Genomic DNA, 12,890 nt, shown 5'->3' with positions numbered 1-12,890 from the left:
GAAAGGAATTTATAAAACTTTATGTTCTTTAGCAGATTACTTCACGTATAATGTTGCCTTAACAGCATCAATTACATCTTGTGCATTTGGCAACCATTCTTCCATTAAAACTGGGGAATATGCTGCTGGTGTATCTGCAGTATTGATTCTTTGTATTGGAGCATCTAAGTAATCAAATGCTTGCTCTTGTACTCTATATGCAATTTCAGTAGCTACAGAACCAAATGGCCATGCTTCTTCTAAAATTACCAAACGATTTGTTTTCTTAACAGACTCCAAAATAGCATCAGTATCCATTGGACGAACTGTACGTAAATCTATAACTTCAACTGAAATTCCTTCTTTTTCCAAAGCATCTGCAGCTTTATAAGCTTCTTTGATGATTTTCCCAAAAGAAACAACAGTTACATCTGTACCTTTTCTTTTGATATCTGCAACTCCTAATGGAATGATGTATTCACCTTCTGGTACTTCACCTTTATCACCATACATTTGCTCAGATTCCATAAAAATAACAGGATCGTTATCTCTAATTGCTGCTTTTAACAATCCTTTTGCATCATAAGGATTAGATGGTACTACAACTTTTAAACCTGGAGTGTTTGCAAACCAGTTTTCAAAAGCTTGTGAGTGTGTAGCCCCTAATTGTCCTGCAGAAGCAGTAGGCCCTCTAAATACAATTGGACAAGGAAATTGTCCTCCTGACATTTGTCTGATCTTAGCTGCATTGTTGATAATTTGATCAATTCCAACTAACGCAAAGTTAAATGTCATGTACTCTACAATTGGTCTGTTTCCTGTCATGGTAGATCCTACAGCAATTCCTCCAAAACCTAATTCCGCAATTGGAGCATCAATGATACGTTTTTCACCGAATTCATCTAACATTCCTTTTGAAGCTTTGTAAGCACCATTGTATTCAGCAACTTCTTCTCCAATTAAATAAATGCTTTCATCCAAACGCATTTCTTCGCTCATTGCTTCGCAAATTGCTTCTCTAAATTGTATCGTTTTCATGTGTTTTATTTTAACTAAACCTTCACAAAAATAACAAAAACCCCTCCATTTTTTCCAATATTAAAATAAAATATTCACAAAATTTAATTTACTTTAGCTTCTACTTATTTTATAAACACACAGAAACAGATAAACTTCTCAATATGAAAATATTAGTTTGTATAAGTCACGTACCTGACACCACTTCTAAAATCAATTTCAACAACGATTCGACGGAATTTGACACCAACGGGGTGCAATTCGTCATCAATCCGTATGATGAGTTTGCTTTGACAAGAGCTATTTGGTTTCAAGAAAAACAAGGTGCAAAAGTAACTGTCGTAAATGTGGGAGATGCCACAACAGAACCTACCCTAAGAAAAGCTTTGGCTATTGGTGCCGATGAAGCAATAAGAATAGATGCAACTCCAAAAGATGGCTTTTTCGTAGCTCAACAATTGGCTGAAATCTGTAAAAATGGAGCTTATGATTTGATCCTTACCGGAAAAGAATCTATTGATTATAACGGAGGAATGGTACCGGGTTTACTAGCTTCTTTTTTAGATATTGACTACATTAATGCTTGCGTAGGTATAGAAGTTGAAGCAAATAACGCTACATTGTACAGAGAAATTGACGGAGGAACAGAACAACTGAAAGCAACATTACCTTTAGTGGTTGCGGGTCAGAAAGGACTGGTTGAAGAAAAGGATTTAAAAATTCCTAACATGAGAGGAATTATGATGGCTCGTAAAAAACCATTAAATGTAGTTTCTGCAACAGATGCCATAGCAACAACCAACATCAACAGTTTTGAAAAACCTGCTGAAAAAGGAGCTTGTAAAATGATTGACGCTAATAATGTAGATGAGTTGATCAACTTATTACACAACGAAGCGAAAGTAATTTAAAAACTTATGCTCTTTATAAATTTAAGAGCTATTAAAAACGTATTTCTATGTCAGTATTAGTATTCGCCGACGCAAGTGATGGAATTTATAAAAAAGCAGCTTTAGAAGCGGTATCTTATGCCAAAGCAGTTGCTGATCAAATTGATAGTGAATTGGTTGCCGTAACCGTAAACGCAAATCAACCAGAAGAGTTGAAAACGTATGGTGCTAACAAAATAGTTGCTATTAAAAATAAAGATTTAAAATCTTTCAACGCTAAATTTTATACTCATAGTATTGTTGAAGTTGCACAAGCCAACAACAGCACTGTGATTATCATCAGTAACAATTCTAACGGAAATTATGTAGCACCGCTAGTTGCAGCACAGTTAAAAGCAGGATATGCATCTAACGTTGTAAGTACTCCTAGCAGCACGCAACCTTTTACCGTAAAAAGAAAAACTTTTTCTGGTAAAGCTTTTGGAAACACCGAAATTACTTCTGAAACAAAAATAATAGGATTGGCTAAGAATTCTTTTGGCCTTGTTGAAAACAATACAGAAGCAACAATAGAAGAATTTATCCCTACAGGTAGTTCTTCAACTATAGTTTCGGAATCCATTGAAAAAAACTCAGGAAAAATTGCCATTGCAGATGCAGACATCGTGGTATCTGGAGGTAGAGGATTGAAAGAAGCTAGCAACTTTAAAATGATTGAAGACTTAGCAGATGTTTTAGGTGCAGCTACAGCTTGTTCTAAACCTGTATCTGATATGGGATGGAGACCTCATGCAGAACATGTTGGGCAAACAGGAAAACCAGTTGCTGCTAACTTGTACATTGCTGTTGCTATTTCTGGAGCTATACAACACCTAGCGGGTGTAAATGCTTCTAAAACCAAAGTGGTCATCAATACAGATCCAGAAGCACCTTTTTTTAAGGCAGCAGATTATGGTATTGTAGGAGATGCTTTTGAAGTAGTTCCTGAATTGATAGAAAAATTAAAGGCATTTAAAGCTGAGAATGCTTAAACCCGAAAATTGAAAGAATGAGTTTAGTACAATTAGACATTCGTGGCATTTCCTATAGCCAAACACAAACAGGAGCTTACGCATTGGTTCTGAATGAAATTGACGGGGACAGAACACTTCCTATAGTCATTGGAGCTTTTGAAGCACAATCCATTGCGATAGCCTTAGAAAGTGAAATCATTCCTCCAAGACCGCTAACTCATGATTTATTCAAAACATTTGCAGAATCTTATAGTGTAAATATCAAACAAGTGATTATTCACAAGTTGATTGACGGTGTTTTTTACTCTAGCATGGTTTGCGAAAAAGAAGGTGAAGAAAAAGTATTTGATGCCCGAACTTCTGATGCCATTGCACTTGCAATTCGTTTCAATGCTCCCATTTATACATATCAAAATATCTTAGAAAAAGCAGGAATCATTTTAAAGCAAGAAGATTTTATAGACGACCTAGAAGATGACGATGATATTGAAGAAAAAGAAAGTGAGCTTTCAGAATTGTTTGAGTCCTCTAACTCTTCTGAGAATGTAACAAATAAGTATCAGAAATACTCTACTGTAGAATTAGAGCAAAAATTAACGAGTGCTATTGAAAAAGAAGATTACGAAACCGCAGCTCACATTAGAGATGAACTCAACAAAAGATAATCTTCCAACAACTCTTTATAAAAATAGAAAAAAGTCGAGACCCTAAATCTTGACTTTTTTTCTATTTTTACAAAAGCTATTTACCCTTAGAATATGAAGCAATATTTAGATTTTATCAAACACATAAAAGAGAACGGAATTCAAAAAGGAGACCGTACAGGAACGGGTACCAAGAGTGTTTTTGGTTATCAGATGAGATTTGATTTGTCCGAAGGTTTTCCAATGGTTACTACCAAAAAATTACATTTAAAATCTATCATTCATGAATTACTCTGGTTCCTAAAAGGTGACACCAACATCAATTATCTAAAAGAGAATGGAGTAAAAATATGGGATGCATGGGCCGATGAAAATGGAAATTTAGGTCCTGTTTATGGGCAACAATGGAGAAATTATAACGACGAAGGAATTGATCAAATTCAAGAAGTTATTGAAACCATAAAAACCAACCCTAATAGCAGACGCATGCTGATTTCTGCGTGGAATCCTTGCGTTTTGCCAGACACTTCTGTCTCATTTTCAGAAAATGTAGCCAACAACAAAGCAGCTTTGCCTCCTTGTCATGCTTTTTTTCAGTTTTATGTTGCCGATGGAAAATTATCTTGCCAATTATACCAGCGTAGTGCAGATGCTTTTTTAGGAGTTCCTTTTAACATTGCTTCTTATGCTTTATTGGTGTTAATGATTGCCCAAGTTACCAACTTAAAACCTGGTGATTTTGTACATACTTTTGGAGATGCACATATTTACAACAATCATTTTGAACAAATTGATTTACAACTAAGTAGAAACCCAAAACCTTTACCAAAAATGGTATTGAATCCAGAAATAAAAAGTATTTTTGACTTCAAATTCGAAGATTTTACTTTGACAAACTATGAACCTCATCCTCTTATCAAAGGACAAGTTTCTGTTTAGAAATAATCATCAACCAACAACAACCATAAAAGCATTGCTTTTCTAATAAATTTATCATTATAGATTCTTTTTACAAATACAGCACCGTGATAAAAAGTAGTTTCAAAATAATTATTCTAGTTCTGCTTATTGCTTCCTGTAAAGGAAAACAAGAGATGGTTGCTTCTACTCAAGAAACAACTACTACAGAAGAAACTGAGACTTCAGATTATATAAATGACAGCATTTCAAAAGCAGTGTTATCAGCACCTGTATTCACCAATGATAGTATTGCCAAGTATTACAAATACGAATCTTTGATCTTAAAAACCAACGAAAACTTTACAAGTTTAAGCAACAACATTACAGCCCATTTTAAAAAATACATTACGCCAAAAAAATTAGAGAATATTGAATTTTTAGATCCTAAAAAAAACATTTACATTGAATTTACATTAAATCGTAATAAAGAACCAATCAATGTAATGACCAATGCTTCTGATGAAAAATTAGACAAAAAATTAAAAAAGACATTTGCAAAACTTGATTTCAACAACGTAACAATTGTAGACTTTAATCCTTTGTGCAAATACACATTAATTGTAATTCAACAACAAAACAAAAGGCCTATTGTAAAATGTAATGTAACAGCTATTGGTTACGCACCTCCTATGTATAAAAAATGTGAAGAAGAGTTTAATTATTACAACTTAAACGCATGTAATTATTTATTCATTTCTGAATACCTATACAACAATGTAGACCTTAGTCTGGTTACTGCTCAAGATATTGATGACTTTCATAGAATTTATCCAAAATTCATAGTTGACAAAGAAGGAAAAGTGATTGCAGCAAAAATTGAATCTGAAAACAAACAACTTTTAGAATCTTATTATCAAACTATTTTAGACTTGCCTAAAGCTGATGTTCCTGCCAAACTGAATGGTGAAAATTTTTACTATGGATACAATTTCCCAACCAGTATTGTAAACTTGATTCGCAACAATGGTGGATTCAATCAATTTTATAGGTTCAAAAAACACACAGGAAAACCTATCAAAGAACTAATGAAAGACTATATCATTCTTTTGGACAAAGTCAAAAAAGACAAACAAATTCGTAAAGTTGGTTTCTAAACAATACTCAACTTATTTATTCGTTAAATTTCTTAAAAAACGTAGTATATTGCGTCCGATTAAAATTTAAGAATGACAACAATAATTGCTGCTGTAGGAGAAAACAACGAACTAGGAAAAGACAATGATTTAATTTGGCACTTACCTGCCGATTTAAAAAGGTTTAAAAAAGTTACTACAGGTCACCATATTATCATGGGACGTAACACATACGAATCTATTGGTAAACCTTTACCAAATAGAACTACTATTATTATTTCTCGCAACAACAACTACAAAGCAGATGGATGCATCATTACAGATTCTTTAGAAAAAGCTTTAGAAATTTCCAAAACTGATGACAATGCTTATGTAATTGGAGGTGCACAAATTTACAAAGAAGCCATTGAATTGGTAGATGTTTTGGACTTGTGCGAAATTCATAGAACTTTTAACGCAGACACTTTTTTTCCTGAAATTGACAAAACTATTTGGAAAGAAATTAAAAGAGAAAGCTTTTCTGCTGACAAAGAAAACGAATACGATTTTAGTTTTGTAAAATACAAAAGAAGATAAACACACACTTAATAGAAAAGTTAAAATGTCTTAAATTTCAACTTTTCTAAACTCTAACTTCCATTACCTCTGTCATCTTGTCACCACATTTGGTTTGGTACTCTATTTGTTTAATAGTTAATCACAATATTTAAACAAATAACCAAAACATATTATTATGGCTAAAGGAAACATTAATGTATCGGTAGAGAATATCTTTCCATTAATTAAAAAGTTTTTATACTCTGACCACGAAATCTTTTTACGTGAGTTAATTTCTAATGGAACTGATGCAACGTTAAAGTTACAACACTTAATTACTATTGGAGAAGCAGAAGGTGTAGAATTAGGTGATGCAAAATTAGAAGTAAAGATTGATAAAGAAGGAAAGAAACTTCATATTATTGATCAAGGTTTGGGAATGACAGAAGATGAGGTTGAAAAATACATCAACCAAATTGCTTTTTCTGGTGCCGAAGAATTTATTGAAAAATACAAAGACAAAGTAGAAGATTCAGGAATTATTGGTCACTTTGGATTAGGATTTTATTCTGCTTTTATGGTAGCTAGCAAAGTAGAATTGATTACCAAATCTTACAAAGATGCTCCAGCTGTGAAATGGTCTTGTGATGGTTCTCCAAACTACGAATTAGAACAAGTAGAAAAGGCAGAAAGAGGAACCGAAATTATTTTACACATTGCAGATGATTCAACCGACTTTTTAGAAGAATCTAAAATTTCTGAATTGTTAACCAAATACAATCGTTTTAACCAAGTACCAATTAAATTTGGAACTAAAAAAATAAACGATCCTGACTTTGAGCCAAAAGTCATCAAAAAAGAAGATGGTACTGAGGAAAAAGAGCCTCATCAACAAATTGATGTAGACAATATCATTAACAACACTGCTCCGGCTTGGACTAAAAAGCCATCGGATTTAGAAGGTGATGATTACAAAAAATTTTACCGTGAGTTATACCCAGCTCAGTTTGAAGAGCCTTTGTTTAACATTCACTTAAATGTTGACTATCCTTTTAACTTAACAGGTATTTTATATTTCCCTAAGTTGTCTAAAAACATGGACATGCAAAAGGATAAAATCCAATTGTATCAAAACCAAGTTTTTGTAACAGACAATGTAGAAGGAATTGTTCCAGATTTCTTACAGATGTTGAAAGGGGTAATTGATTCTCCAGACATTCCATTAAACGTATCTCGTTCTTACTTACAAGCAGATGGTGCTGTTAAAAAGATTTCTGGTTACATCACTAAAAAAATTGCAGATAAATTAAGTTCTATCTACAAAAAAGACAGAGAAGCTTTTGAAGGTTACTGGGATGATATCAAGGTAATTATTGAGTACGGAATGTTGTCTGATGAGAAGTTCTTTGACAAAGCCAACAAATTTGCATTGTACCCAACTACAGACGGTGGTTACTTAACTATTGACGAAATTAAAGAGCAATTAAAAGATGCTCAGACTGACAAAGATGGTAAATTAGTTGTATTGTATGCTGCTAACAAACAAGCACAACACAGCTTTATTCAATCTGCAAATGACAAAGGATACAAAGTATTGTTGTTAGATTCTCCTATTGTTTCTCACTTAATTCAAAAACTAGAGCAAACCAACGAAAACGTAACGTTTGTACGTGTAGATGCAGATCATGTTGATAATTTAATTAAGAAAGACGACAACGTAATTTCTAAATTATCAGACGAAGAAAAAGACAAATTAAAGCCAATTATTGAAGGTGCTGTACCAAAAGAAAACTACACCGTTCAATTAGAAGCGATGGACTCTTCTTCATCTCCTTTTATTATTACGGTTCCAGAATTTATGCGTAGAATGAAAGAAATGAGTGCTACAGGTGGTGGTGGAATGTTTGGAATGGAAAACATGCCAGAAATGTACAACTTAGTAGTAAATACCAATAACCAATTGGTTTCTGAAATTTTAAATGCTCCTGAAGACAAACAGAAAGCCTTAATTTCTCAAGCTTTTGATTTGGCAAAATTATCACAAAACTTATTACACGGTGAAGATTTGACCAATTTCATCAAACGTAGTTATGAATTGATTAAATAAATCAAACTTACCAAATACAAAAGGGTGTCTAAATTTTTAGACACCCTTTTTTTATATATAAAAAAATTTTAGTTTTATAACATCCCCATTATTTCGGCAACTACAATGATTAATACTAATGCAAAAGGATAAACTGCTGCGTAAGCAATCTGTGGAGCATCACATTCTGTCATAGAATCTGATGCACTCAAACCAGGAGTAGAAGTCATTCCTCCGGTTAAAGCTCCCAAAATTGATAAAAAATTCAACTTCAACACAAACCTTCCCACTACTACTGTGGCTATCATAGGAACTAACGTAATAATAGCCCCATAAAGAAACAAAATAGGCCCATGAGTATTGATAGCAGATACCAAACTTTGTCCTGCATTAATTCCAACCGGAGTTAAAAACAATAATAGTCCAAATTGCCTTAGCACTTGATTTGCAGGCCCTGAAAAATTCCAAATAATCCCTGCTAATTTCCCTTTCCAACTTAAAAACAATGAAGCCAACAAAACACCACCTGTCAACCCTAACTTAAAATTAAAGCTCCCGAAAGGTATTGATATAAAACCAATTAAAATTCCTATTGCAATACCAAAAGCAACAGGTAGAAAACTAGTATCATTCACTTGTTTTATACTGTTCCCAAACAAATCTTCTAAGACTACTATATTTCCTTTACGACACGAAATTAGAACTTTATCACCGTATCTTAATCTAGTTGTTGGATGTGGAGCCAAATCTATACTAGACCTTCTTATTCTTGTGATTGTAGCTGTATAATTGCCAAACAAATCAATCTCATCTAGTGTTTTGTTCACCAAATGTTTGTCACTAACAATATACCATTTGACCTCATATGAATCACTTCTCGGAATTTGTTGATCAGTAAAATTCCCCAACAACAATTGTATACGTTTTATTGCATTTTCTGTACCTACAGCCTTCACTACATCTCCCAATTCTAAAACGGTATTAGGAGTTGGAGAAATAGACTCTTGATTTGGTTTCATAATACGAGAAATATTTGCTTTTGTCATAAACCTAATATTCAAATCTTTGATAGATTTACCCTGTACATTTTCATTAGAGATAACCAAATTTCTATGAATAACTTTTGGAGTAGATGAAGTAGATTTTATCTTAAAATCATCCTCTTCTTTTTTAATATCTACCTTAAAAATGGTGGGACTCAATTTTACAAACAAAATAACACCCAATACTCCAAAAGGATATGCAATACCATAACCAATAGATGCCAAAGGAGATTTAGAAGCTTCAATAGCTGCCGCCAACCCAGGGGTAGAAGTCAATGCTCCTGTTAACAAACCACTCATCATAGACATGTCTACTCCGTACATATAGGAAATAGCAACCGCAGTAAGTCCGCCTGAAACAACTGTAATCCCAGCAAGTACAATCAGCTTAACCCCTTGTTCTTTAAACGCATTAAAAAATGATGGTCCTGCCTGCATACCTATTGTGTATATAAACAGTACCAAACCAACACTCTGTATAATTGGGGGTAAATTGAATTTGACTCCGTACAGGTTGTATAGGTAACCAAAAAAAATGGCAACAAATATAACTGCCGACAAATCAAAACAAATTCCCTTTACTTGAATTTTCCCTATAGCGATTCCTAAACCAATCACTAAAAAGAGCACAAAATAATCTTTAACTAAAAGATCTAATAGTATTTCCATAGTTTTCATTTTTTATCAAATCATACTACAAAGTTAAATTTCTATGTCTTAAAAACTGCAGTATTTAAGACTATTTAATCCTCTATACGCATTTATATGATTCTTATTAAAAAGAAGAAAATTCGTTATTTAATTGCTAGCAAACAAGAAATATGTTACAAGATAATCGTAAATAATTCATCAATTAATTGTAATTATATACCTTCATCCTTTATTTTTGTTTTAACTCAATTTGCATAAAATATGGATATCAAAATAGCTTTTACTGACATAGATGGAACTTTACTAAACTCAGAACGTGAAGTCTCTGAAATGTTAAAAGAACAAGTAGCAAGGATTACAGATCAAAAAATCCCTTTTATCTTAATTTCATCTAGAATGCCTGGTGCAATGACACATTTGCAAAAAGACCTAAACATAGAAGGATTGCCTATTATTTGCTACAATGGTGGGTTGATTTTGGTAGATGGAAAAATTGTAGATGATATTTCTATTGCTCCAACCATTCTAGAAGACATTGCAGAACTTAACACAGCTGGAAAATTTCACATTAGTCTGTACAATAACAATGACTGGTATGTACCCGATATGGATTTTTGGGCAAAAAGAGAAGAAAATAATACCAAAGTTACACCTATTGTAAAACCTACAAAAGATGTCATTAATTTATGGATTGAAGAAAAAAAAGGAGCTCACAAAGTAATGTGCATGGGAGAAAAAGAGCACATGGATTATGTATATGCAGAATTAGGGAAACTACACGGGGATAAATTACACTTATACCGCTCTAAAGATACTTATATTGAAATAGCCAATAAAGAAATTTCAAAACTTACAGGAATCAATGAATTATTAGCATGTAAGTATCCTCATTTAACACTGGAAAACTGTATTGCTTTTGGAGACAACTACAATGATATTGAAATGTTAGAAGCAGTAAAAATAGGAGTTGCAGTAGCAAATGCAAAACAAGAAGTTTTGCTTATTGCTGATGCAGTATCCGACACAAACAAAAAAGATGGAGTTGCAAAAGCTATTTTAAAATTTATGTAACCTCAGTACTTTGTACTTGTAAGTAATCTAAAAGTTTCCATTGGTCAATAATTTAATCGTAATCGTAAAAAACTAAATTTATCGTAACAAAGTAGTCCTAAAATTACTATTTTGTCGCTCATTAAAATTTAACTTAATTAAACACTTGTATATATGATTTTATCAATAGCTTCATTTCTTGGCTTTACTCTCTTGGTAGCTTTGATCGCTTGGCTAGCAACTAGAAAAAATGTAAACTCTTCTGACGGATACTTTTTAGGAGGTAGAAGTTTAACAGGACCTGTTATTGCAGGGTCTCTATTATTAACAAACCTATCTACAGAACAAATTGTTGGTTTAAATGGTGCTGCATTTGAAGAAGGTGTAGTAGTAATGGCTTGGGAAACTTTAGCCGCCATTGCAATGGTAATTACAGCCATGTTCTTTTTACCTAGATATTTAAAAGGAGGAATTACAACTGTTCCTCAATTCTTAGAAAACAGGTTTGATAAAATGACCAAAACTTTAGTTTCTGGTTTGTTCTTATCTGGATATGTTGTTATTTTACTACCTATTGTACTGTATTCTGGTGCATTGGCAGTAAACACAATGTTTGATGTTCCTGCTGCATTAGGATTAACCATCCCCGCTGACATTGCTAGTACATTAGCTCCGCAAGAACTGTTAGAATTGCAAAGAGAATACGACTTTATGGCTTTATGGCCAACAGTATTTACAATTGCTTTTATCGGTATTATTTATGCTGTATTTGGAGGTCTAAAAGCGGTAGCTGTTTCAGATTCTATCAACGCAATTGGTTTGTTAATTGGTGGTTTGGCTATTCCTCTTTTTGGTTTGTATGCTATTAGTGAGGCTAACGGTGGTGACTCCGCTTTGGATGGCTTGAGCACTTTATTTACTGAACATGCTGATAAATTTAATGCCATTGGTGATGCCAATGCTTCAGTTCCTTTTGCTACTATTTTTACTGGATTAATGTTGGTGCAATTGTTCTATTGGGGAACCAACCAAGCAATTATCCAAAGAGCTTTAGGTGCTAAAAACTTAGTAGAAGGGCAAAAAGGATTGTTATATGCTGCTTTCTTAAAAATATTAGGACCTTTGATGTTGGTTTTACCAGGAATCATTGCTTTTCACATGTCTCAACACCCTGAATCTTTTGAATTCTTTTCTTCTGGAGACGGAACTTTAAAAGATCAAGCTTATCCATTATTGGTAAAACAAGTATTACCTGCTGGAATGGTTGGTTTCTTTGCTGCTGTATTGTTTGGAGCAATCTTAAGTTCTTTTAACGGAGCTTTAAATTCATCAGTAACTATTTTTGGATTGGATATATACAAAGCTCACATAAACAAAGAAGCTTCTGAAGCTAAGGTTGTCAAAATGGGACAAACTTTTGGTGTGTTCTTAGCTATTGGTGGTGCATGTATCGCTCCTTTCTTAATTTATGCTAAAGGAGGTTTGTTTGCATATTTACAAGAAGTAAACGGATGTTACTCTATTCCTATTTTCACAATTATTGTAGTAGGTTACTTAACAAAACGTGTACCTGCTATTGCTGCTAAAATTGGATTATTGTCTGGAGTTATTTTGTATATGATTAGTCAATTTGTTTTAAAACCAATGGTAATTGCTGATGGAGGAACTTACCCTCACTTCTTACACGTTGTTGCTATTTTATTCGTGTTGAATATTATTGTAATGTTGATTATTGGTAAGTTAAAGCCAAGAGAAGAAGATTTTGTTCAACAGTATACAGAACAAGTGGACATTACTCCTTGGAAATACTTAAAACCAGTAGGAGCTATCATTACTATTATTGTAGTAGCAACATATATTTACTTTAATTAAAAATATCATTAAATAATATATATATATTTGCAAACCCACTACTTTTGTAGTGGGTTTATTTTTTACAAAAACAAC

At 33.1% G+C, this 12,890-nt stretch carries 11 protein-coding genes; 9 read left to right on the top strand and 2 right to left on the bottom strand.

What is annotated here, in order from left to right; translation table 11 throughout:
* Positions 1-36: 36 nt before the first annotated feature.
* Positions 37-1,017, bottom strand: coding sequence for a pyruvate dehydrogenase complex E1 component subunit beta (locus Q4548_RS08630; RefSeq protein WP_303453774.1), 981 nt, complete (start codon positions 1,015-1,017; stop codon positions 37-39).
* Positions 1,018-1,160: 143 nt separating this feature from the next.
* Between Q4548_RS08630 and Q4548_RS08625 the strand changes: the two genes are divergently transcribed.
* The 7 genes from Q4548_RS08625 to htpG all read left to right on the top strand — a co-directional run bounded on the left by Q4548_RS08625 (position 1,161) and on the right by htpG (position 8,220).
* Positions 1,161-1,907: an electron transfer flavoprotein subunit beta/FixA family protein gene (locus Q4548_RS08625; RefSeq protein ID WP_303453772.1), complete on the top strand. Its 747-nt coding sequence runs from the start codon at positions 1,161-1,163 to the stop codon at positions 1,905-1,907.
* Positions 1,908-1,954: 47 nt separating this feature from the next.
* Positions 1,955-2,917: an electron transfer flavoprotein subunit alpha/FixB family protein gene (locus Q4548_RS08620; protein WP_303453771.1), complete on the top strand. Its 963-nt coding sequence runs from the start codon at positions 1,955-1,957 to the stop codon at positions 2,915-2,917.
* Positions 2,918-2,934: 17 nt separating this feature from the next.
* Complete coding sequence (locus tag Q4548_RS08615; protein ID WP_303453769.1) at positions 2,935-3,564, top strand: bifunctional nuclease family protein; 630 nt, start codon at positions 2,935-2,937, stop codon at positions 3,562-3,564.
* A 93-nt stretch (positions 3,565-3,657) separates the two neighbouring features.
* On the top strand, positions 3,658-4,482 hold the full coding sequence (locus tag Q4548_RS08610; RefSeq protein ID WP_303453767.1) for a thymidylate synthase: 825 nt from the start codon (positions 3,658-3,660) through the stop codon (positions 4,480-4,482).
* An 86-nt stretch (positions 4,483-4,568) separates the two neighbouring features.
* Positions 4,569-5,597 carry a hypothetical protein gene (locus Q4548_RS08605; RefSeq protein ID WP_303453765.1) on the top strand — a complete coding sequence of 343 codons (1,029 nt, stop codon included), beginning with the start codon at positions 4,569-4,571 and terminating at the stop codon, positions 5,595-5,597.
* Between the two features lie 72 nt (positions 5,598-5,669).
* Positions 5,670-6,152: a dihydrofolate reductase gene (locus tag Q4548_RS08600; RefSeq protein ID WP_303453763.1), complete on the top strand. Its 483-nt coding sequence runs from the start codon at positions 5,670-5,672 to the stop codon at positions 6,150-6,152.
* A 157-nt stretch (positions 6,153-6,309) separates the two neighbouring features.
* Positions 6,310-8,220, top strand: a complete 1,911-nt coding sequence (gene htpG / locus Q4548_RS08595; protein ID WP_303453760.1) for a molecular chaperone HtpG — start codon at positions 6,310-6,312, stop codon at positions 8,218-8,220.
* 74 nt (positions 8,221-8,294) lie between these two features.
* On the opposite strand, the gene Q4548_RS08590 is transcribed toward htpG, so the two are convergent.
* Positions 8,295-9,911 carry an aspartate:alanine exchanger family transporter gene (locus Q4548_RS08590; RefSeq protein WP_303453757.1) on the bottom strand — a complete coding sequence of 539 codons (1,617 nt, stop codon included), beginning with the start codon at positions 9,909-9,911 and terminating at the stop codon, positions 8,295-8,297.
* Positions 9,912-10,154: 243 nt separating this feature from the next.
* Here Q4548_RS08590 and Q4548_RS08585 point away from each other — a divergent pair, with 243 nt between their 5' ends.
* Both Q4548_RS08585 and Q4548_RS08580 read left to right on the top strand, forming a co-directional pair.
* On the top strand, positions 10,155-10,964 hold the full coding sequence (locus Q4548_RS08585) for an HAD family hydrolase (protein ID WP_303453754.1): 810 nt from the start codon (positions 10,155-10,157) through the stop codon (positions 10,962-10,964).
* A gap of 153 nt (positions 10,965-11,117) precedes the next feature.
* Positions 11,118-12,815, top strand: coding sequence for a solute:sodium symporter family transporter (locus tag Q4548_RS08580; protein ID WP_303453752.1), 1,698 nt, complete (start codon positions 11,118-11,120; stop codon positions 12,813-12,815).
* Positions 12,816-12,890 lie beyond the last annotated feature (75 nt).

The sequence above is a fragment of the Wenyingzhuangia sp. 2_MG-2023 genome (genome assembly GCF_030548295.1).
Lineage (GTDB): Bacteria > Bacteroidota > Bacteroidia > Flavobacteriales > Flavobacteriaceae > Wenyingzhuangia.
The sequence above is the reverse complement of the archived record's forward strand: the minus strand, read 5'-3'. Positions and strand labels throughout refer to the sequence as shown.